General features: G+C 37.5%; 15 protein-coding genes. 5 read left to right on the top strand and 10 right to left on the bottom strand.

The features are described from left to right. Positions 1-20: 20 nt before the first annotated feature. On the top strand, positions 21-1,637 hold the full coding sequence (locus tag RIV7116_RS23440) for an FAD-dependent monooxygenase (RefSeq protein WP_015120810.1): 1,617 nt from the start codon (positions 21-23) through the stop codon (positions 1,635-1,637). A 47-nt stretch (positions 1,638-1,684) separates the two neighbouring features. Here RIV7116_RS23440 and RIV7116_RS23435 read toward each other — a convergent pair whose 3' ends face one another. Further along, positions 1,685-2,224, bottom strand: a complete 540-nt coding sequence (locus RIV7116_RS23435; RefSeq protein ID WP_015120809.1) for a helix-turn-helix domain-containing protein — start codon at positions 2,222-2,224, stop codon at positions 1,685-1,687. Positions 2,225-2,430: 206 nt separating this feature from the next. Here RIV7116_RS23435 and RIV7116_RS23430 point away from each other — a divergent pair, with 206 nt between their 5' ends. Next, positions 2,431-3,099 (top strand): glutathione S-transferase family protein, encoded by a 669-nt coding sequence (locus RIV7116_RS23430; protein ID WP_015120808.1) that lies wholly within the window; start codon positions 2,431-2,433, stop codon positions 3,097-3,099. 120 nt (positions 3,100-3,219) lie between these two features. Here RIV7116_RS23430 and RIV7116_RS23425 read toward each other — a convergent pair whose 3' ends face one another. The 6 genes from RIV7116_RS23425 to RIV7116_RS35995 all read right to left on the bottom strand — a co-directional run bounded on the left by RIV7116_RS23425 (position 3,220) and on the right by RIV7116_RS35995 (position 8,378). Beyond that, entirely contained in the window at positions 3,220-4,788 is a 1,569-nt protein-coding gene (locus RIV7116_RS23425; RefSeq protein ID WP_015120807.1) for a glycoside hydrolase family 10 protein, read from the bottom strand. Positions 4,789-4,847: 59 nt separating this feature from the next. Further along, a complete protein-coding gene (locus tag RIV7116_RS23420) occupies positions 4,848-5,099 on the bottom strand; it encodes a hypothetical protein (protein ID WP_015120806.1) in 252 nt (83 codons plus the stop codon). 47 nt (positions 5,100-5,146) lie between these two features. Then, positions 5,147-5,818 (bottom strand): hypothetical protein, encoded by a 672-nt coding sequence (locus tag RIV7116_RS23415; RefSeq protein WP_015120805.1) that lies wholly within the window; start codon positions 5,816-5,818, stop codon positions 5,147-5,149. Positions 5,819-5,957: 139 nt separating this feature from the next. Further along, on the bottom strand, positions 5,958-6,986 hold the full coding sequence (locus RIV7116_RS23410; RefSeq protein WP_015120804.1) for an N-acetylmuramoyl-L-alanine amidase: 1,029 nt from the start codon (positions 6,984-6,986) through the stop codon (positions 5,958-5,960). A gap of 130 nt (positions 6,987-7,116) precedes the next feature. After that, positions 7,117-8,019, bottom strand: a complete 903-nt coding sequence (locus RIV7116_RS23405; RefSeq protein WP_015120803.1) for a peptidoglycan-binding protein — start codon at positions 8,017-8,019, stop codon at positions 7,117-7,119. A gap of 206 nt (positions 8,020-8,225) precedes the next feature. Then, positions 8,226-8,378: a hypothetical protein gene (locus RIV7116_RS35995; protein WP_015120802.1), complete on the bottom strand. Its 153-nt coding sequence runs from the start codon at positions 8,376-8,378 to the stop codon at positions 8,226-8,228. A 289-nt stretch (positions 8,379-8,667) separates the two neighbouring features. Between RIV7116_RS35995 and RIV7116_RS23400 the strand changes: the two genes are divergently transcribed. Further along, on the top strand, positions 8,668-9,960 hold the full coding sequence (locus RIV7116_RS23400; protein ID WP_015120801.1) for an AAA-like domain-containing protein: 1,293 nt from the start codon (positions 8,668-8,670) through the stop codon (positions 9,958-9,960). A gap of 46 nt (positions 9,961-10,006) precedes the next feature. Continuing rightward, positions 10,007-13,552 carry an AAA-like domain-containing protein gene (locus RIV7116_RS23395; protein ID WP_015120800.1) on the top strand — a complete coding sequence of 1,182 codons (3,546 nt, stop codon included), beginning with the start codon at positions 10,007-10,009 and terminating at the stop codon, positions 13,550-13,552. 49 nt (positions 13,553-13,601) lie between these two features. Here RIV7116_RS23395 and RIV7116_RS23390 read toward each other — a convergent pair whose 3' ends face one another. Both RIV7116_RS23390 and RIV7116_RS23385 read right to left on the bottom strand, forming a co-directional pair. Further along, on the bottom strand, positions 13,602-14,477 hold the full coding sequence (locus RIV7116_RS23390) for an aldo/keto reductase (RefSeq protein WP_015120799.1): 876 nt from the start codon (positions 14,475-14,477) through the stop codon (positions 13,602-13,604). 100 nt (positions 14,478-14,577) lie between these two features. After that, a complete protein-coding gene (locus RIV7116_RS23385; RefSeq protein WP_015120798.1) occupies positions 14,578-15,582 on the bottom strand; it encodes an NADPH:quinone reductase in 1,005 nt (334 codons plus the stop codon). Positions 15,583-16,391: 809 nt separating this feature from the next. On the opposite strand from RIV7116_RS23385, the gene RIV7116_RS23375 reads away from it, so the two are divergent. Further along, positions 16,392-22,205 (top strand): FG-GAP-like repeat-containing protein, encoded by a 5,814-nt coding sequence (locus RIV7116_RS23375; RefSeq protein WP_015120796.1) that lies wholly within the window; start codon positions 16,392-16,394, stop codon positions 22,203-22,205. 139 nt (positions 22,206-22,344) lie between these two features. Here the strand turns inward: RIV7116_RS23375 and RIV7116_RS23370 are convergent, their stop codons facing one another. Next, a complete protein-coding gene (locus RIV7116_RS23370) occupies positions 22,345-23,607 on the bottom strand; it encodes an MFS transporter (RefSeq protein ID WP_015120795.1) in 1,263 nt (420 codons plus the stop codon). Between the last annotated feature and the right edge of the window lie 99 nt (positions 23,608-23,706).

Raw genomic sequence — 23,706 nt, 5'->3', positions numbered from 1 at the left:
CTCTTTCTCCCTCAATTACCATGAAAATAAAAACAGAAGTATTAATCATCGGCGGCGGTCCTGTCGGAATGTCAATGGCAGCCGAATTACGCTACCAAGGTATTGATTGCATTGTCATTGAAAAAACCGATGGAGTTGTTCGCGATCCAAAAGTAAGTACTGTAGGATATCGTTCGATGGAATTCTGCCGTCGTTGGGGTATTTCCGAAAATATTAGAAATGCTGGCTGGAATAAAAACCATACTTTAGATGTTGCTTGGGTAACTTCTGTCGGAGAACATGAAATCTTCCGCGTTAATTTACCTTCCTATGCCGAACGCACTTTACCTAAATATGCTCCGGAAACGGAACAGGTATGTCCCCAACATTGGTTTGCTCCCGAATTTCTCAATTTCTTAGGAATATACCCCCAAGGAAACGTCAAACTTAATTCCGAATTAGAAAATTTCCACCAATCCGATAGCGGAATAGTTGCGAGCATCAAGAATTTAGAAACTGGAAACACCGAAACCATTGAAGCTAAATACATGGTGGCAGCGGATGGCGCTCGCGCTCAAATCCGCAAACAATGCGGTGTTGAAGCAATTCAATATCACGATACCCAAACCTTTCAAAGCGTTGTTTTCCAAGCCCCCGAATTAGCATCACAATTGGGTGACAAGAATGCTATGGTTTTCTTTTTAGTAAATCCTACAATCCAAGAACCTTTACGAGCAGTTGATGGCAAAGGACAATACCGTTTAATTCTCAAACCTAAAGAAAATGGCGAAATTCACGATGCTTACGAAGCAATTAAAGCAGCTATTTCTATAGATACCCCTGTAGAAATAGTTTCAAACCTTCCCTGGCGTTTAACTCACCGAGTCGCCAAGCATTTTCGTAAAGGCAACATTTTCTTTATTGGTGATTGCGCTCATACTCTTTCCCCATCCGGTGGCTTTGGTATGAATACCGGCATCGGTGACGCTGTTGATTTGGGTTGGAAACTCGCGGCTACTATTAAAGGTTGGGGAGGAGAAAATTTACTCGACACCTACGAAACCGAACGTCGTCCGATAGCGGTACAGAACCTCGAAGCTGCAAATGCTAATTTAAAACGAACTCAAAAACGCGGTATTCCTCCCGAAATTGCCAGTAATTCTCCTAAAGGTGAAGCAATTCGCAAACAAATGGCTGAAGGTATGGAAAAAAGTGGAGTTAAAAAAGAATTTGATGCTCCTGGAATTCACCTTGGTTTACGTTATCAATCCCCAATCGTCATTCCCGACGGAATACCACCCGACGAAAATAACCACGAATGGACGCAAAGCAGCTATCCCGGTTGCCGCGCACCTCATGCTTGGCTAAACGAAAAATTATCAACTTTGGATTTATTCGGTCATGGTTTTACGTTAATGTGCTTTCATTCAGAACCAACTTCTCAAATTGAAGAATTAACGAAAATCTGTGACAAAAAACAAATTCCCTTAACAACTCATCAAATCAATAATCCTGACATCGCCAAACTTTACGAACGTGCTTTTGTCTTGGTTAGACCAGATGGACACGTCGCTTGGAGAGGTAACGAAATACCTCAAGATGTGGAAACTATGATTGATAAAGTCAGAGGAGCTTTACAGTTAGCTGTGACCATTTAACACCCAACAGTTCCAAATGCTGCTTAATTTAAATCAATAATCTTTAATTAAGCAGTAACTGGAATTTTATTGGTTTTCTTACTAAAGCCTTTGCCTGAAGCTTTTCGAGATTTGGTTTTTCGTTGAACTGGCTGTGGATTTTTAGCCATTATTTCTCCAAAAGTGCAACCATCTTTAATCTCGGGTTGAGAAAAAGTCTCAAGCCATGCCGTTGCGCCGCAATCATTTAGAGGATTTTCAAATTCATAAACTAGAACGCAAGGTCCGGGAATTACAACTCTCCTCGAATAGGTATTCTTGTTCCGACATTTTACGGCGATTGGTGGACAGAAGTTACCATCGTCCATCTTCTTTCCTATTAACTGACGATTTATATAAACAACATTCTTCGCAGGAGTTTTAACTTTCTTCCAGGTTGGCTTAGGACCGCGAGAGGCTGTTTTGATTTGGGGATAACCATTTTCCGTCGGAATCACCCAACTTCCACCTATTTTAAAAGCTCCATACACTCTGCCTTGAGCAATTAGTTTTCTTACCCGACGGTCGGAAATCCCTAATAATTCTGCTGCTTTTTTAGTTCCAATCATATTTCATCACCGAATCACCCTATGAGTCAATATTACTATTCCGATAGCGGAATATATCAATTATTTAATTTTTATTTACAGAAATTAAATTATTTTTGACTTTAAAAAGCGATATATAGCTTTGATAGTCTAAAAATATAGTAATAAATGTAAATTAATTGACTTTAATCCATTTTTATCTGATTTAATTAAGGAGGCAATCAAAAATGAAACTTTATTACGCTCCGGCTTCGTCTTATTCCCAACGTGTATTAATAGCTCTTTACGAAAAAGAGTTGGATTTCACGCCTATTGAAGTAAACTTGTTTGATGCTGAATCGAGAGAAAAATATTTACAGATAAACCGTTTTGGTAAAATCCCGACTTTGATAACGGATGATGGAGAAATACTTTTAGAAGCGAGTATTATTGTTGAATATTTGGATAACTATCAAAAGGATATTCCGTTGATTCCTCAAGATAGTAAAGCTAATTTAGAGATGCGAATGCTCGAACGGATTATTGACGTATATATTAACGGTGGAAGGGAAGCATTATTTAAGGATAGTCAGCGATCGCCTTCTCCAAGGGAGGATAAAGAAGTTGTCAAAGCCAAGCGATTGTTAGAATCAGCTTGTAATTTACTTGACGAGAAATTAGCAAATCGTACCTGGTTGGTAGGAGATACGTTTACATTAGCTGACTGTAGTGCGGCTCCTACTCTTTCTTATCTAAGGATTGTTTACGATTATCAGCATTTACAGAATTTGACGATTTATTTTCAAAGGTTGTCAGAGAAACCTTCTGTAAGAAAAGCTTTTGGATCTGGAAGGGAGCAAATGAAGCAGATGTTATCTAGTTTAAAATATCCCGTTAAATTTGAGGATAGGTTATAGGGAATCGATAATTGGTAATTGTTATCTACTTATAAAAAAACAAAAAGTTAATAATTATTAACTTCAGAGAAAAAATAAATGAGTATAATTTTTAATTTGTGACTCATGTCTAAAAACCCATTACCAATTCAAAGCCTCAACTTCCGCTTTAACATCTATCAAAGCAGGTTTGCTTTCAATTCCATAGCGGCTAACACCTGAAATTGCAATATTCTCAATATCAACATGGTTTACAAAATACGAGTTTTTATTGCCTGGTAAAATAGTTGTATTCCATTCATCACCTTTTTTTAATTGCACTACCCATGATTTAATTTTTTGTTTATTCTTAGGTTGCCAATAAAGTCTTATTTGTGCAAATTTTTTATCTTGAATAATCTTTAATTCGGGTTTTTTCGGTTGAGTGTCATTTACCCAAGGTGTTGCGGGAACTAATGCTGGTTTTTTGTAAATGTCTTCTGCTAAAATATCGGCAATTCCATCGCGATTTTGCATCAAAGCTTTCATACTAAAGTGAATATTGCCACTAGTTTTGGTAAATCCTCGCGTTGTTCTAATTTGATAAGCTATTTCGCTTGCATCCCAACCTTTACCTTTTTGATTAGTAATCCGACTTGTATAAATTCCAGGAAAAATACTTCTGTTTTTGATATTTTGACTCAACCACCAATTTAACAACACCGGATAACTTTGTGCCGTCTGCTCAATCTTCCAATAAAGTTGTGGTGAAAGATAATCTAACCAACCTTGCTGCAACCATTTACGAGAGTCTGCATAAATCTGCTCGTAAGCATTAAAACCTCTTCCACTACTATCTATATTAGTAATTCTTTCTGGATAACCGGGTTGCCAAACTCCAAAGGGGCTAATACCAACTTTTACCCAAGGTTTCTGTTTTTTAACACTTTCATACATCTGCTTAACGAAAGTATTGATATTCTCTCTTCTCCAGTCAGCACGATTTAATTTTCCTCCCGCTTCTAAATATTTATTAAAACTAATATCATCGGGAAAATCGATTTTTTTACCTGAAAAGTCACGTTGGGGATAGGGATAAAAATAATCGTCGATATGAACACCATCAATATCGTAACGATTAACAACATCTAATATTACTTTTAACGAATAATCTTGAACTTGTTTGTCACCGGGATCTAACCACATGTATTTACCGTATTTTTTGACAAATTCCGGTCTTGTTTTACTGATATGATTTTCCGATATAGGTGAAATTGTTTCGGGATGATGGGCGCGATCGGGATTAAACCAAGCGTGTAATTCCAAGCCTCTTTTGTGCGCTTCTTCAACTGCAAACTTTAAAGGGTCGTAAAATGGTTGTGGTGGTTTACCCATTTCTCCGCTAAGGAATTCCGACCAAGGTTCGTAGGGAGAATTATATAGAGCATCACTTATAGGACGAATTTGAAAAACTACAGCATTTAAATTAATTGACGCAGCTTTATCTAATATTGCAATTAATTCAGCTTTTTGTTCTGCGGTTGTTAATCCGGGTTTTGACGGAAAGTCTATATTCGCAACCGTAGCAATCCATGCAGCGCGAAACTCTCTGGTAACAGTTGGAGGTTTAATTTCTTGTTGTCGTGGCTGGGGTTGAGAAGAAACGGGGGAAGCAATTCCAACTAACAGCAAGCTGACTAGAATTACTTTTTTGTTAAAGGTAGATGTCATATTCTGCCAAAGGAAACACCACCTAGATAAGATTTACATTAAAGCTGAAATGTTCCACATTAAAATTCCGGCAGATTATTTAATAATTTATCTATTCCGCTGAAGGTAGCGAGGATACCGAAAGAGATTGATAATAATAAACTGCCAATAATTCCTTGAATTAAGGGAATATTGACATGAAAATAAGTTGAACAAAGCCATGATATTGCAGCAATGAAAAGTCCAATTAATATACCGATTGCAAATCTTTTAATAGAAGATAATTTATCTGATGGTTGAGTATTCATTTTCTGGATGTGGGTTTCTTTCATAACTATTTTAGCTATTCAAAAAAGTTTGTGGTAATGACTTTAGTCATTTATTTATCTACAGTTGGTGCTAATACAAATGTATTTTTATCCCTGTTTAGACTGAGAGGTTTTTCTAAATGAAGAATATGCTCGCTATTTTGAGGAATAATTGATGCAAGCATGGAACGCGGACTTAAAAATCCGACTATTGCACCTACTCCTTGAATTATCACAGCATTTTTATTTATTTGTTGGCTTCCTCTGCTGCCAGTTAAGTTGTTATATACCGGAGAAAGGCGAGCGACGGAACTACTATATGTATTTGCTTGTTCCATACGACTTTTTTTAGTTATTTTATTGGCAGGAATTTTGTTTCTAGTAGCTGCATGAAGTGGATATGATTTTCCATTCATGATTAATGATTTGGCAACAATTATTGTTGCTTTATCTACGGGAACTAATACAGCTTCAACTCTGCTATTAGCTGGTACTATTACTTTCCCAACATGATTAAGAACTGGTTCTACAGTACGCAAAACTACAGGTAGTTTCTTTTTTCCTCCTACATCAAATTCAATATCATTGGGAAATTTAACTATTATTGCTTCTATATTTGTGCTTTGATAAGAAGTTTTTTGCTTAATGGTTTTAATGTTAATATCTTCGGCTAAAGCTGGTGAAGGTAGAGGAGCTAATAATAGTAAACTTAAGCTAAGGTTTAAAAATAATTGTTTATTCATAACTATTTACTCCTTGATGAATAATTTCACCTAATTTATGTTTCTAGGCTTCAATAGCTGAATCGGTTGTTGTTTGTATTGGAGGTGAGAGGAAGGAAATAATACTTTCTCTCACTTCCATAGGTTAAGAGGTATTTAATTACGATGTTTTACTCAGCCATTTCAAAATTGCTCTAGCAATAGCTTCTCCTCCACGAGTAGTCCAATCTTGGTTATTAGGAACTGATACGTGAATAAAATATAATTCTGCTAGTACGGCTACTCTGACATTAGTATCTTTTGCACCGCTCAATACTTTCAATTTTGAACGAGGATTTCTACCTTTTGCAATGCGATCGCTAATTCCAAGTTCGTCAGCAATTTCTGCACTCATTAAGGATGCTAGTTCTAAGTCTTGTGTATCTGCTTTGTTATGATGCACGAGGACTTCTGCTCCTTGAGTATCGCGTTTAGCACTGTTGTGGTGGATGGAACAAAAGACATCGTAATCAGCAGCAGTTTTACCTATATCGTACAAATCTCTGCCAGAATCTGAAATAACACAAGGTACTCCAGCTTGATCGAGTGCATTTTTAGCAGCTTTAGCAGCGAGCAAATTCAAATCATATTCCCTTATCCCGTTAAATCCAATTGCTCCAGGTTCCCAGACTTTAGGATTCTTACCGTGTCCTACTTCTAACATCACACCTTTTTTCTTCCAGATTGGTTTTCCCGGAGCTAAAAGCTTTTGAGCATCTGGAATTAATTTGACAACTTTGCTGATATATTTTTCTTTTCTCAACCTTGAAGCTTCTGTACCATCAAAAGGTCCGTCAATATAACCTGAAAAAGCAATAAAACGAATAAAATCTTCAGGAGTTGCACTATTATTACGCCATCCAGAATAAACTGGTCTATCTATAAAAGTCCAATAGCCAGTTATTGCATCTTTGAATGTCGCAAATTTACAATAAATGTCTGTCCCGTCGTGAGCCTGATATTCAACAGGCGAAGCAGTTTGAATCTCTTGGCGATACTTGATTCCAAATGGATTAGCGTGTAACTTAAATAGTTCTGATTTACCCCAGCCGGATTCTAAGATGGCTTGAGCTAATTGAGCTACCTTGAGATGCTCAAATTCTATTTCTGTAGAGGCTAAAGCTTGCACAAAATCATTCCAAGTAAACATTTGATATTCCTTAATAAGTTACAAAGTTGATTAAAAGATAGTGGGTAATTATTTTCAAAGGTTGTGAGAAACCGGGTGTTTTAGTTTGTTAACTTGTAATCCACCCGGTTTATCTCAAAGATGCAAGACATTAAGCAGAGAACTGTTTGACTAAATCATCTCCCGCAATAATAGTTGTCATAAACCTATAGTTGGGGTTGTTTTGATAGCGCCAATCTTGTTTAATCAGCCTCATGAATTCTCGGTGACCTTTACGGGTGCGTCCTACCAAACAGCCAGCACTGGCGTAGCTAATATTGTTACGGGGATAGTCATATCCGTAGTGTTGATTGATGGCAAAACGACCTGTATTTAGCTTGTCACCTGTACGAATCATGTCTTGATTAAAGTCCCTGTGAACAGTAATATCAGAGACCTGAATCAGAGCTTCATGACGTTCGGCATTACCGTGTCTTCCTACTCTCCATGCTTTGTATTGTCCAAATTTAATTCTGGCTGCACCCTTAGAATTCATGGGATTATAGGTGTAATGAAAACCAGGTTCGGTAGTTGCTTCCCAAATGCCGATAATTTTAGGAGTTCTACCAACAATTTGGATAACTACTCGTAAATCGTTGAAACTATTAGGTTTGTCGGAATTAAGAGTTCCGTTTGGGTTCATTCCTTCAATATAGATGATGTTGTATTCATCTACTTTTCTATCAACGTGGTAGTCTTTGAAGAGCATGTATTTGACAATGCGGCTAGCCAAATCGTTGTTCAAAGTTAGTTCTTGTATTAAAACACCGGGGGGTGTCTCAATTAATTTCTTAGCGGTATCGAATCCTAGGAATCCCAATTCATCGGACTTCGTTAATTCTTGAAATTCTCGAAGTGCTGAAGCAGAAATCGGACCGAATTTACCATCTGCTGGAGGTGCTAGAAGTTTGTGCCAAATCAGAACTTCTTGAACATGTTTGGCTAATTCTTTATCAGCTGCGATCGCTTCTAAACCGTATTCCAATTTTTGACTGTAGAATTCTTGTAGTTTCATTGTTTTTTAGTTTGATTAAGTTAACAATTAGCCCCCTAAATCGCACAAATTTCGGATACTTCATTAAAGTATCTTTCTCCCCTAAAATTGGGGGTTGGGGCATAAAGGTATATTTGCGATTGCCAACAGCATAAAGATTTCAATTGCTTTTCCCGTTGTTATTATTTGATATGAGATAATTTCAACAGGGAAAGCCAATTTAATTTTTATGCACTAGCTTTCGCTTCTAGTTCTTTTCTTCCTGCTGCTGCAATAGCTTCTAGGATTTCGCACATTGCTTCTAAGTCATCTACTTGTCCATCAACTAAATCAAAAGCGATTAACATTAATTCTCTACGAACTTTGCGAGATATTTTCATAATTGATACTCCGAAACATTAATAAGAAGACATATTCTTCGCATCAAGCAATTTGATAAAAACATGAGTCATATAAAGAAAATCATGTTTGTTTAACTTGCTGACATTTTTATGATGATTTATATTTTATGAATCAACTAGATGCAGCACTAGCTCACTTTTAAAATCACTAGAAATAGTTTGATAAATGATAATGAGCTAATACTGAGCAAAAACTGGTATGAAAAATTATTATTTATCGGGTTATACTTTTTAAGTAAATAAGTTAATTAAAGTAAGGAAGTATACATTGCTTACTCTGAAAGCTTCTCCAAAAGGATTAGCAAAGATTAAGAAGGCTAGAGAAAAGAAAGGATGGGCTATAGAAAATTCTCAATGGCTTGTGGCTGCAAGTATACTCTTGCAACCAGAAATTGAATGGGAAGAATTCGGTCCTTATGCTGATGGAGTGTCTCGTGCAACTTTTAAACGGTTTTTGCAAGGAAAAGAATATATAAAGTTAGATGCTTTCAAAGCTTTTTGTCAGGTACTAGGATTGGATTGGGAAGAAGTTACAGAATTAGACATTGAAAATAATGAGTCTTCACCTTTTTATGTAACGCGAGAACCTTACGAATCTCAGTGCGATCGGGAAATTAAAAAACCTGGTGCTTTAATACGTATAAAAGCACCAGAGCAGATGGGTAAAACCTTGTTGCTGGAAAGAATTCTTGATAACGCAAGACAGGAGGGTTATCAAGCAAGGAAATTAGATTTTCAGCAAGCAGATAGTCTGGTATTAAGCGATTATCAAGAATTTTTACAATGGTTTTGCGTTAATTTAACTGATATATTTGAACTAGAAGACCGTTTAGATGAGCATTGGAAAACCAGATACGGAATTAACAGCAACTGTAATCGTTACTTTCAAAAACATATATTAAAAGAAGTTAAAAATCCGCTGGTATTGGGATTAGATAATTTAGATTTAGTCTTTGAGCAATCAGCAATTTTTAATGATTTTTGTAAGTTGTTGCGAGTTTGGAACGACCAAAGCAAACAAAGCGATCGCATTGGCGAGTTGTGGAAAAAGATGCGCTTGGTACTCGTACATTCTACGGAAGTATATGGTGGTATGGATATCAACTCTTCCCCCTTAGCTGGCGTAGGTTTGCCTATTGATCTTGTGGAATTTTCCCCAGAAGAAGTACTTTATTTAGCACAGCAATACGGACTAAATTGGGATGCATCTGCTGTTGAAGATTTAACAGCCATGCTGGGAGGACATCCGGCTTTAATATGTAGGGCTTTTGATTGTATTAAATATCAACATCTAACTTTGGAAAAACTTTTAGCAACGGCTCCTACTGATGAAGGAATTTTTCAAAATCATTTAGGAAAACATTTGCAGACTTTAAGAAAGTATCCCGAACTTGCAGATGCATTGTTGACAAGCGTAAACTCGTCGCAACCTGTAGATATAGCTTCAGAACTAGCGTTTAAATTACACAAAATGGGATTGGTAAAACTAAAAGGAAATTGCGTTACACCACGCTGTAATTTATATCGTCAGTATTTCAGCAGTCGTCTAACTTTGTCTTAAAAGATTTAAGTTTATTTATCAACACTACAATAGAAAAATTTCAGGTATGGCTTATGAATATAGATTTTCGGGGACTTTACCAGAAGATTCCTCTACTTATATTAAACGACCAGCAGACGATGAGCTTTATAACAGTCTCAAAGCAGGAAAATTTTGTTATGTATTGAATTCACGTAAAATGGGTAAATCTAGTTTGCGCGTACAAGTAATGCGTAGACTGCAACAAGATGGAATAATTTGTATTATTATAGATTTGTCATTGTTCAATACTTCTTTTTCTACTCCAGAACAATGGTATGCAGATATAATTGATAACTTGGTACAGAGAGCTGATTTAGATTTTGATTTGGACGCTTGGTGGGATGAGCAGAAAAATATTTCTCCTATCAGGATATTTAGCAAGTTTATTGAAAAAGTATTGCTACAACAAGTACATCAAAATATTGTCATTTTTATCGATGAAATTGATAGTATTCTAAGTTTAAAATTTCCCTGCGATGATTTTTTCGCTTTTATTCGCGGCTGCTATAACCTACGTGCAGATAATCCTATTTACAATCGTCTCACATTTTGTTTGCTAGGAGTGGCAACACCTGGAGATTTGATTGCTGATATAAAACGTACACCATTTAATATCGGTCAAGCAATTGAATTGACTCCTTTTAGTTTAGAAGAAATTACTTCTTCATCATTAATTCAAGGATTTTTAGAAAAGGTAGAAAATCCAAAAGCAGTATTAGAACAGATATGGTACTGGACAAATGGTCAACCCTTTTTAACACAAAAATTATGTAATTTAATAGTCAATCATATTTCTGATAATACTAGAATTTTGCTAGAAGGAAGAGTGTCAACAATTATCCACAATCAAATTATTTATAATTGGGAGTACCAGGATGAGCCAGAGCATTTGAGGACAATTAGAGACAGAATTTTGAAAGATGAGCGCTCTGCTAGCAGGTTATTAGGCATTTATCAAAGTATTTTACAAAATGGTGAAGTTGCAACAAATCAAAGTCCCGAACAAGTCGAATTATGTTTATCGGGATTAGTAATTAAACAGAATGGTAGTTTGAAAATTTATAACCGCATTTATAAATCTATTTTTAACTTGAGTTGGGTTGATAAACAATTAGCCACTCTAAGACCTTATTCGGAATCTTTTAATAGATGGCTAGCATCAGGTTATAAGGATGAATCCCGGTTATTACAAGGAAAAGCGTTGCAGGATGCTATCAACTGGTCAAGCAATAAAAAACTCAACTTTGTTGATTATCAATTTTTAAATGCAAGTCAAAAATACCAAAATCAAAAAGAAGCAGAAAAAAATGCTAAGGAAGTTTTACTGCAAGCAAATAAACAAGCAAATCGACGTATTAGAATTGGAGCAATTTTTTTGTTGTTTGCTATAATGACTGCTGGTTTATTTGCTAACTCAGCAGAAAAAAATAGAAAAAAAATTCTTGCTATCAGTAATATACAATTTTCAGGAAATGTCGCTTTACAGTTGTCTAGTTATCAACAAATAGAAGCTTTGAAATCTGCCATAAAACTTGGGGATAAATTACAAAAACTTGTGAACAATAGTCACTCCGTTGAAAATTATCCAGTTAGTAGTCCTATTTTAGCCTTACAATCCATATTAGATAATATTCAAGAACGCAATCAATTCAAACATGAAGAAAACAAAGGACAAGTCAATAGCGTAAGTGTTAGTCCTAATGGTAAATATATTGTTACTGCTTCTACTGATACTACTGCTCAGTTATGGGATAGGAATGGTAAACAATTAGCTCCACTTCCACATAAAGAAAAAGAAGGTGTAGTATTCAGAGCTAATTTTAGTTCTGATAGCAAATACATTGTCACAGCTTCTGCTGATACAACTGCAAAAGTATGGGACTTATCTGGTAATGAAATTGCTATACTCAAACACGATAAAAATTATAAAGTAAGCAGAGCTATTTTTAGTCCTGATGGTAAACGCATTGTTACTGTCTCATTTGACAAGAAATACGACTATAAATCAACCTATAAAATTACTTTCTGGCACTCACAGAACTATGAAAAAATTGCATCACTAGCATTTCAACAGAAAAAAGACCAACAATTCAAAGTAATTGATGCTGTTTTTACTATTCATGGATTAGTAATTGTCACAACTTCAGAGCAAGGTATTGTGCAATTATTCAATGAACAAGGTAAGCTTACCCAAACATTAATTGGTCATGAAGAGGAAGTTAAAAGCGCAGATTTTCGTAAAGATGGTCAATTAATTGCAACTGCATCCAAGGATAATACTGTTCGCTTATGGGAATGGAATCCAAATCAGAAATTACAAGATAATTTAGTTCAAGTATTGAGAGAACATACTAGTGTTGTTAATGGTGTTGTATTCAGTCACAATGGTCAGTACGTTGCTACGGCTTCACGTGATAATACAGTTCGTTTATGGAAAAAAGATGAGAATCAGAACTTATACGCTATTAAAGAAGTATTAAGAGGACATACAAAATGGGTATATGGTGTTGTCTTTACACCCGATAATCAACATATTATTAGTGCGTCACATGACACAACTGCAAGAATATGGAAATTATCTAAAAAGAAGTCAAACATGTTCCAAAAGGTTGACAGTCAAATATTTACTGTTGCTTTTAGTCCCAATGGAAGTCAAATTGCTACTGGTTCTGGTAATGGTAAAATAAACTTATGGAATAAAAATGGCGAGTGGATTAGGGGATGGCAAATTGCAAATAAAACGTCAGTTTACACCATTGCTTTTAGTCCCAATGGAAATCAAATTGCTACTGGTTCAAGTGACAGTAAAGTTCATTTATGGGATTCAAAAGGCAAACTTATTGAAGTATTAAATGGTCATGATGACCCAGTTTTGAGCATTGCATTTAGTCCTGATGGAAAAAGAATTGTAACTGGTTCTAGGGATGATAATGTTCATTTATGGGATAAAAATGCTAATCTCCTCAAAAAAATAAAAAAACATACAGACTGGGTAGAAAGTGTCGCGTTTAGTCCTAATGGTAAACAATTTGTAACTGGTTCTCGCGATGGTACTGCTCGTTTGTGGGATAAAAATGGCAAGCTAATTAAAATATTAGAAGGACATAAAGACTGGATAGAAAGTGTCGCATTTAATCGTGATGGAAACTACATCGCTACCGCTTCTCGCGATGGTAATATCCGTTTGTGGAATAAAAATGGTAAATTTATCAAAGCATTAGAAGTGTATCAATATGGCATCAAAGATATTGCTTTTAGCCCTACTAACAGAGAATTAATTGCAGTTGCTTATTATGATGGCACCGTTCGCTTTTGGGATAAAGACAGTAATTTTCTTTTACAAGAATTGGTAGGGCATGGTGACCAAGTACACAGTATTGCATTTAGTCCCGATGGTAAACAAATTGTAACTGGTTCCCGTGATGGTACTGCTCGTTTGTGGTCTGTAGTTAGTTTAGAGCAACTAATTAAGGATGGTTGTATTTGGCTTCAAGATTATTTTGTTACTAATCCTGAAGAATTGCAAAGACTTGAGGCTTGTCACAAATATCTCAAAACAAATGTTAAATAATTGAATTTATTGTGGTTATAAATTACCACGATAAATTCAATTATCAAATTCACATCGCATTCAAAGCTTTCATTTCATCATCCGTCAATTGAATTTCCCCTGCTTTAATATTCTCTTCAACATGAGCAATAGTTGTTGTCCCCGGAATCAAAATAACGTTAGGGTAGCGATGCAATAACCAAGCTAAAGCTATTTGATTGGGTTTAACTTGATATTTCCGAGCAATATCGGCAATAATACCTTTTGCATTGGCAATAGGTGCCCCTTGTTTCAAAGGATGAGCATCTAAGGAGCCGTAGGGAAGAAAGGCTATTCCGTTATCGGAACAGTAATTTAATGTGTCTTCCTTCTCTCGGTTGGTAATGCTAAACCGATTCTGTACTGAAGCAATTTCAACAATATTTCTGGCTTCTTTAATTTGTTCTAAATTTACGTTAGATATACCAATATGACGAATTTTTCCTTCTTGCTTCAATTCTGCTAATGCACCGATTGATTCGGAAAACGGTACTTTAGAATCTGGACGATGCAATTGATATAAATCGATTTGTTCTAATTTCAATCTTTTCAAACTTCCTTCAACACCACGACGGAGAAATTCCGGACTTCCATCGGCTTTAATGTTATCGGGAGCGGGTTTATTTATCCCTCCTTTTGTTGCGATCGCGATTCCTTCTTTGTAAGGGTATAAAGCTGAAGCAATGATTTCTTCGTTGTAACCGGGACCGTAAGCTTCTGCTGTGTCGATAAAGTTTACACCTAATTCCACCGCACGTTGTAAAAGTTTTTCTCCGGCTTCCCAATCTGCATAAGGACCGAAATTTCCCGGTTTTCCGGTAAGTCGCATTGCTCCGTAACCAATACGGTTTACTGTTAAATCGTTGGCTATTGTAAATGTTTGAGAAATTGATTTTGTTGGGCTCATGGTTTTGTTTGTATAGAAGATTAGGAGTAAATAACCGCAGAGAGCGCAGAGGTAAGAGGTAGGGAGAGATATTAGCGATCTGAGATTGATAAAGAAGTAATTAAGAAATTTCTACAATTGCTTTACCAATCATCTTGCCGCTATCTTGAGCTTCGTGAGCGGATGCTAATTCAGTTAAGGAAAATAGTTGAGCAATATTATGATGCAATTTACCGGCTTTTAATGCAGCTGTAATATCCTTAATCGCTGCTTCTTTTGCATCTTGCGGCATTGTATAAACCAATATTGTACGAATAACAATATTCCTCAGCATTAACGACAAAATTGGTAAAGCAGGAGCATCATCTGGATTGGCTGAATACATCGCTACTCCACCGTTAGTACGCAAAACTGCATCGGCTACATTTATATTCTGACTAAAATCAACATCAACAATACGATTGATTCCCCGCTTTTTACCAGTAATTTCTTGAATTCTTTTAACTACATCTTCTGTTTTATAGTTAATGATGTAATCTGCACCGGCAACTTCGGCTATTTTGGCTTTTTCAGGACTGCTGACGGTGGTAATTACGGTAGCACCACCATATTTTCCCCACTGTATGGCATAGTTTCCTACCGCTCCGGCTCCCCCAGTTACTAATATCGTTTGCCCTTCAACAGCACCATCTGCGAAAATAGTACGATGAGCGGTCATTGCAGGAACACCTAAACAAGCACCTTCGGCGAAGCTGGTATTATCTGGTAGGATAATCGCTTTTTCACTAGGTATGACAATATATTCCGCACCCGTACCGAAAGCTCTTCCTAATTGCCCCTCAAAAATCCAAACTCGTTCACCAACACGAGATTTATCGACGTTTTCACCAACGCTTTCAATTACCCCTGCACCATCTTGATGGGGAATAACTCTTTCAAATTTCTTCTCAATACCACCCCAACCAGCACGGGATTTCGTATCCGATGGATTGACACCGGAAGCATGGATTTTAACTCGCACTTCACCAGCACCGGGTTGTGGTATTGGCATTTGTTGATATTGAATTACATTTTTTGCTGCTCCTTGTTTTTCATAATAAGCAGCCTGCATTAATTTTTTGGTCATTGTTAGTACCTTTGAATCATTTGACTTATGCTTTTCTTGGTCGTAGTTTAGGGCATTATTTTCAATCTGCTTTTTAAACAGCAAAATCTGTAAATTTTTGCAATATTAAAAAGAACTACTTTCAGGTATTCGGATAAATAAAAAGCTCAATTGCGGAGTAACCCACACTACTACTAGCTGCTGTAATTACCACATAATTCCCAGCCTTCATCTGACCGTAATAATTCAAAGCTCCGTAAGCTGTTAGATATTGCATCCAAATAGCTGATAAGTTTTGACCTGTAAAAATCCGGCAATATAAAGGAAAAACTGCCAACTACTTTTACACCCAAGACTTTATGTCTCGGGCGGTTTTTCCGACCAGTTATTAGAACGATTACGCATTAATTAGTAATAAGGCTTTAGGATTATTCCGGTTGAGCGTGCAACTGTTCCGGTAACGGAACAATTACACTCAAATGGCTTATGGTGGGGTAACTCGAAAACATCTCAACCAATAAATATATATAGCATTCCTAAATCATTTGTGAGATCTGAGAAACCCGGTTTTTCCAAAAAACCGGGTTTCTCGCACCTATCTTTCTCACCACTCATATAGGATTGCTATAAAAAAAAATTAGTTTTGTTTGTACGCCAAAACAATAATAAGTAATTTCACATAAGCAATTTAAAGATTCTATATTGTTAAATATTAATTGTCGCAAAGTACTGTTTTTGTCAACATACAATCTAAACAACCTTTGAATTGACGTTAATTTAAAAAGTTAGCATAATTAAATTGTTTTCATTCCTATAAAAATTATTTTAATATGAAATTATTAACTCCTGATAGTGATGGTCTTTTTCAGGTTGGTGTTACCGAAGATATAATTATCGATCCAGATAAACTCACAGCAGGTGCTAGAAGGCGTGCTTCTTTGGGTTACTACTTTTTAGATGCTTATGGTAACTATATTGAAGGCAGAATTGTCTATGCTGATGTCACCAACGAGAGTAACCGACAAAGTATATCTATAAAAAAGGAAGAATTACCCGTAGGAGCGGTAAAACTCGGTTTTTTCCTGATTGAAGATGGTGCGATAAATAACCCAGGTTTATCAAACGGCGATCGCATTACTTTCAATGCTAATAAAAATTTATTCAAAAATGGTACTGCTTTAAGCGGTTCTGTTCTATTCGCTAATAGCTATTCAGGCTCCCCTGTCACCACCACAACAATTCCAACTCTGGAGCAAGTTAAGTTTTTGCAAGGGGATTTTAACGGAGATGGAAAAGATGACCTAGCGAGAATTTTCAATGATGCTGGACAAGCTAGTATTGATGTTTTCCTATCCCGTGGTGACAAATTTGTGATGCACAGATGGGCGACTCAGCAAGGTGGATATTGGGATGAACAGCAGTGGGTTATTGGTGACTTCAATGGTGATGGTAAAGACGATTTAGCTAAAGCTTTTAATGACCGTGGTTTAGCTAGTCTTGATGTTCATTTATCCAATGGTAATAGTTTTGGTATCCACAAATGGGCTACTCAGCAAGGTGGATTTTGGGATGCTCAAAAGTGGGTTAGTGGCGACTTCAATGGGGATGGTAAAGACGATTTAGCTAAAGCTTTTGGTGTTGGTGGTTTAGCCTACATTGATACCCATATCTCCAATGGTGGTAGCTTCGCGATGCAACACTGGGCAGCAGCCCAAGGTGGATTTTGGGATGCTCAAAAGTGGATTAGTGGTGACTTCAATGGTGATGGTAAAGATGATTTAGCTAATGTTTTTAATAATGCTGGTGGAGCTAATATTGATGTTCATTTATCCAGTGGTAGTAACTTTGGAATACAGCACTGGGCATATCAGCAAGGGGGATTTTGGGATAGTCAAAAGTGGGTTAGTGGAGACTTCAATGGGGATGGTAAAGACGATTTAGCTAAAGTTTTTAACAATGCTGGTGGAGCTAATATTGATGTTCATTTATCCAGTGGTAGTAACTTTGGAATACAGCACTGGGCGAATCAACAAGGGGGGTTTTGGGATGCTCAAAAATGGATTACTGGTGACTTTAATGATGATGGGAAAGATGATTTAGCTAATGTTTTTAATAATGGCGAACTGGCAAGCATTGATGTTCACTCATCTACAGGCATTAATTTTGGAGGACAGAGATGGGGTTTAGTTCAACATGGTGTTGGTGAAGTTCAGCTAGGCTATTTAATAAAAGAATCTGCCGAAGTTAGCCAAATGTTAGGTAGACACCGTTTTAATATCAATGAAAATAGTATCAATGGCTCTGTAGTTGGTACAATTGCAACATCAGGAATCAATAAGTATAAAATCCTGGCTGGTAATGAGCAAGGTATTTTTGCTATTAATCGGCATACTGGAGAAATAAAAGTTGCTAATTACAATTTTCTAGACTACGAGGCAGATAAATTCCACCAGCTTAAAGTTCAAACAACGGATGTTAATCAGTCACTTGATAACCTTTATGTGGATATTGATGTGAATGATGTTGTGGTGGAACCACCTTCAGGGCATATGAACCATACCCTGTCTTTGAATGTGGGGACAAACTTTTATGAATCTGCTCATACAATTCTTAGTGAACCAGCAACTAACGTCACCCATGAACTATGGTTCCGCACAACTGACCCCAATGCAGGTATTTTCTCCATTATTGGTTCTGCGAACCCAGATAGAGCTATCTTTTTACAAAATGGTATTCTCCATGCCAATAACTTCAATGATTCTCTAAATTATGTTACTGCTCATGGACAAAATTTAGCAGATGGAAATTGGCATCATGTCGCCCATGTCATTGATGGTAGTTTGAATCAGCAAAGGTTATATGTTAATGGTCAATTTGTTGGAGTAGGAACGGGAGGAGCATCACCAATAACCTACAATAACCATCTTCATATAGGTTATGCCCCCCATTCCAATAGTAAATATTTTCGCGGAGATATTGATGAAGTTCGTGTCTGGAATAAAGCTAAGACCCAAGCAGAGATTCAGCAAACTATGTATAAATCTCTGCAAGGAAATGAAAGTAATTTATTAGGATATTGGAATTTTGACAACAACTCTGCTGAAGATGTTAGTGTTAACAACCATAATTTAGTTTTAGCTAAAAATCCCACGAAACTTGGGGTGAAACTTTACGATGGTGGCTCTCTATTCACAGGTATTGATTTAACTGAACCCCTAGGAAATGCCCATCAATTAATTCAGGTGAGTTCATGGGATCATGCCAGATTCAATGTGACTCCTACCCATTCTATGGTGTCCGGTGATTTTAATGGCGATGGTATTGATGACATAATCCGTACAGGCTATCATCCAGAGGTTCATCTTGCTAATGGAGATGGAACTTTCAGTAAAAAAGGAATCTTAGATATTGGATTTCGCTTCGATGTTTACGATCTCCTGATTGGAGATTTTGATGGGGATGGTCGTGATGACATTATTCGGCAGGCTAAAAATGGAGCCAATTACACTGTTGTCATGTTATCTAATGGCGACGGTACATTTCGTTATCAAAGTAATATCAGTGGTCTTCATTTACCTGGACATGTAACTGATATCGTGGTGGGTGATTTTAACGGAGATGGCAAAGATGACTTCATTCGCCAAGAACAACACGGTGATAGAAGTAATGATGCTGTAGTTTATCTTTCCAATGGAGATGGCAATTTTACTTACACTAGCGATATCAGTGGTCTTTATTTACTTGGGCATGAAGCTGAAATTGTGGTTGGAGATTTCAATGGAGATCGAAAAGATGATTTTATTCGCTATAAAAAACGTGGGGCAAATGGTATCAATGATGCTGTAGTTTATCTTTCCAATGGGGATGGCAATTTTACTTACACCAGGGATATTGGTAGCAGCCTAGGATTATGGGGAAGAGGTGCTGCAACTATCTCCGTACTAGATTTTAATGGAGATGGTCGTGATGATTTTATTCGTCGAGAAGAAGGTGGTGCAGGTTCTGATGAAATAAACAGTGCCCAAGTTTTGATTTCCAATGGAGATGGCACATTCACCAGTCAAGGTAATTTGCTCCAAGCCAATGACATGAGGGGCTACTATGTTTTGCGTGGTCCTAGTGGCAATCATCCCTATTATTATGCTGGTAGCAATGTTATCACTGGAGATTTCGATGGTGATGGCAAAGATGGCTTCATTATTCAAAAGCTGCCTACTGTATGGGAAAAGCCCCACAGTAGCTGGTGGAAAAGCGGATTTTTTGGTAATATCACTGGTGCATTTAACAGTCTTGGTAATGCGGTTGTAGATGCTGCTACTGATGTTGCTGATACGTTTGAAGGAATTGCTGGGGATATAGCCGATTTTACTGAGGATGCAGCCAAAACAGTTGCAGAAGGAATTGGTGATTTACTTGGTGACTGGTGGTTAAAATACTACTTGGAATACATTCCTTCTCCCTACAAAAAGAGTAATAGCACAGGACACACCATTAATATGGTTGGTGGTGGTGTTGCTTATGGGGAAGGCGGTAATGATACCATGAATGCCTATGCGATCGCTGTTTCTCTTCACGGTGGTTCTGGTAATGATGATATCAATTCCTACAGTGGTGCAAGTTTCATTTATGGCGACTCTGGTAATGATTCTATTGATGCCTATGGTGGGGTGAATTTTGTTAACGGTGGAACTGGTGATGATACTATTAACTCCTATGGTGGTGCAAATGTTGTTTTAGCTGGTTCCGGAACCGATAATGTAACGGTTGCAGGGTTTGCCAATGTTATCCATAGTTCTGGTGGCTATTACGAAAGTATGACAGGTTTAGGTGGTGGTAATGTCTTCATTAAAACTGGTGATGGTACGGAAGGTATAACTGGTGGTGCTGGTCTAAATGTCTTCGCCAAACTTGCTAATGGCGACAGCACTATGGTTGCTCATGGAGCTTTTAACATTCTCACCAAAGTAGGCTATGGGAATGATACTTTAATGGCTTTAGGTGCAGGAAATCTGATTACCAAAATAGGAGACGGTACATCAACCATAACTGGTGGTTCGTCTCAAAACATCATCACCTCTTGGGGAGATAGCAAAGATACCATCGGTGCTGTGGGTATGGTAAATGCCATGATTGCCGGTGGAAATGACGATATTGTCATCGCTCTAGGTAAAGGAAACATTGCTTTTGGTGACTCACTCGACCCCATCATTGCTGAGAGTATTTCTGCCGTCTTCCAAACTGGTGAAGTATTGAGTGCTGGAGCCGATGCAGTACTTGACAAAGTTACAGACTTCAAACTCAGTGATGCTATTAAGTCAGCCGCAGATATTGCTACTGCCCCTGTCTCTGGTAATGATACCCTGGTGACACTGGGTATGAAAAATGCTGTTGTGGGCGGCTTGGGACAAGATATTGCGGTTGTAGGAGGTCTTCACAACTTTGTCTTTGGCGACTATATTTCCGATTTCAGCCTCAGTGACATTAGTGTTAGTATTGATAGTCTTTTACCTGACCTCAGCTTTGATTTTGACTTTGACTTCCACCTACCTGATTTTGGTGACTTTAGTTTTCCCAGCTTACCAAACTTTAATCTACCTAGCATTGGACTTCCCAACCTTCCTGACATTTCCGCTTTAATTCCCGATATAAATCTTCCCGATCTTCCTGGCTTAAATATTCCTTCAATTGCTCTGCCAAGCCTTTCTCTTCCTTCACTCAACTTTACACTACCAGATATCAGCTTTAATCTACCTCAAAGGTTTCAGTTTAAATTCCTAGAAGACAACGGCGACCTCATATTTGCTGGAGGTAAACTTAATCTCATTAGTGGTGACAGGGGAGATGATATTCTCGTCAGTGGAGGGAATACAAACACCATTACTGGTGGCGAAGGTAAGGATTTAGTATTGAGTGGTGGTAAAACCAACATTGTTAAAGGTGGTGATGGAGACGATCTAGTTTTCACTGCTGGTTCGTCTAACGTAGTATATGGAAATAACGATAATGATACGCTCATCGCTGCGGGAAGAAAAAACACCATTGATGGGGGTAATGGAGTAGATATTTTGCTAGGATTGGGATACAAAAACACCATTAGAGGTGGAGATGACAAGGACTTCTTAATTGGAGTCAGCTACCAACCTGGTAAGAAAGACAAAAATGGTAATCCCATTGTTCAAGGTGGTAATACCTTAGATGCTGGTGCCGGGGATGACTGGCTCTTTGCTGGAGGGGAAAATAATACCTTCAGTGGTGGAGAAGGGAATGATAAATATCTCTTTGACGGCTTAACCCAATCTGGTGATACAACAATTAATAATGAAGGGGATGATAGCAGCGAAGATAGATTGCTGTTCGGTGGTTTGAATCTCAGTTTCAGTAAGGATAACAATGATTTGAAAGTTTCCTACAACGGCAATTCTGATGATGCTCTTATTCTTAAAGACTGGTTTGTTGCGGGTAAAGAAGTTGAGCGGGTTGACCGCTTTGAGAATATAGGACTTGTACTAATTGATAACGTTACTAATCAAGATATCCCTACTGGTTTTAATACCAATAAAATTGACTGGAATGCTAGCCAATGGAATAGTAATAATCAAGTATCCTTTGCTAGTCTTGCCTTTGAAGCTGCCGATATATTCTAATTAATCGGATTTTCTTCCAGATATTGGAGAACTTATTTTTGGTGTTTTCCTAGCAAAATTTACAATGAGTCGGACGGGCATCCTTGCCCGTCTAATTTTATTCATATTTTTTACTCCCATTCCGCTCTAAGATTTCCTATTAAAATTTCTCCCTCACTCCCTCACTCTCTCCCTCATGATTTAGGAAATCTTCTACTGGGAAAGGAGTAGTTTCTGGTAACTTAACTGGTTCCGATAAACCCCACCAAACAATCAACCCGGTAGCAGTAATAGAAATTGCAGCGAGTATTGCATTACCAAGAAAACTAAATTGAGCGTAAGCGATTCCTGCGATCGCACCACCGAGCCCTCCTCCTAACTGTCCGATAGCTACAACCAAGCTCATCAAAGAACCGCGTTGATTATCTGGTACGAGGGTAGTTAATAAAGCTTGTAGTGGACTTAAACGTAATGCCAGCAGCATCATGACTAAGAAGAATACCGTATAAGCAGTGATGGTATCGGAAACTATAAAAGGAGTTATCGTAAATACAGCCGCTGATAGCAGACAAGAAGCGAGAATCATCGGTTTACGACCTACTTTATCAGACCAGCGTCCAGCTTGTGGTCCAATAAGAATATTTGCCAATCCTCCGACGATGAATAAAGTTGCTGTTGCAGAGGGAGACATGCTTAATTCTTGTTCGAGCCAAGTTGGAAAAAACACTACAAAGCTGGATACTGCAAAAAGCATTGTTGCATAAGCTAATCCAGCATTTAAAATTTTACGTTGATTCAGTAATTTTAAATAGCTTTTTATGACATATATTACAGATAAACTTTCCCGCTCGCGGTTACCTGTTGGTTGAGGAATAACTGTCAAAATTAATATAAAAGATATGGCTGCAATAATTGAAAATAATATAAACGGAGAACGAAAACCATATTGCTCTGCAAGAATTGTACCAATCGGAACAGCTACCACTTGTCCAAAAGCAAAACCGCTCATCACCCATCCATTAGCCCATCCCCGTCGCTCGTAAGGAAAATAATCTCCCACATAAGCAACAGCTACACCCGTCAAAACTCCCCCAGAAACACCAGCGCCGATGCGGAAGGTTAATAAAGAAGTAAAATCATTAGCGAATGCGTGGAGTGCAAGCATGACACACATTAAACTAGTTCCGGCTAAAAGTATTGGTCTTCTGCCAAAACGGTCGGATATGGGACCGATGATAACCGCAAAAGTACTTAAAGCAATTGCATAGCCAGTAACTAAAGTTCCCTGTAATGTTTCAGGGATATTTAAAGCTTCACCAATACGAGGAAGAATCGGAGCAACAATTGTTGCTTGAGAGCTTGAAGCTAATACCATTAGCCATAATGCTGCTATTACGAGGATGTCGGGAGGGTGTCGTTTCATGTTAGAGAGTAGGGAGTAAGGAGTAAGGAGTAAGGAGTAATGAGTAATGAGTAGGGGGAGGAGAAATAAATATTTATTACTTCTAACCTTTGACCTTTA

This window comes from Rivularia sp. PCC 7116 (assembly GCF_000316665.1).
In the GTDB taxonomy this organism is placed as follows: Bacteria; Cyanobacteriota; Cyanobacteriia; order Cyanobacteriales; family Nostocaceae; genus Rivularia.
This window is presented reverse-complemented; position numbering and strand designations above follow the sequence as displayed.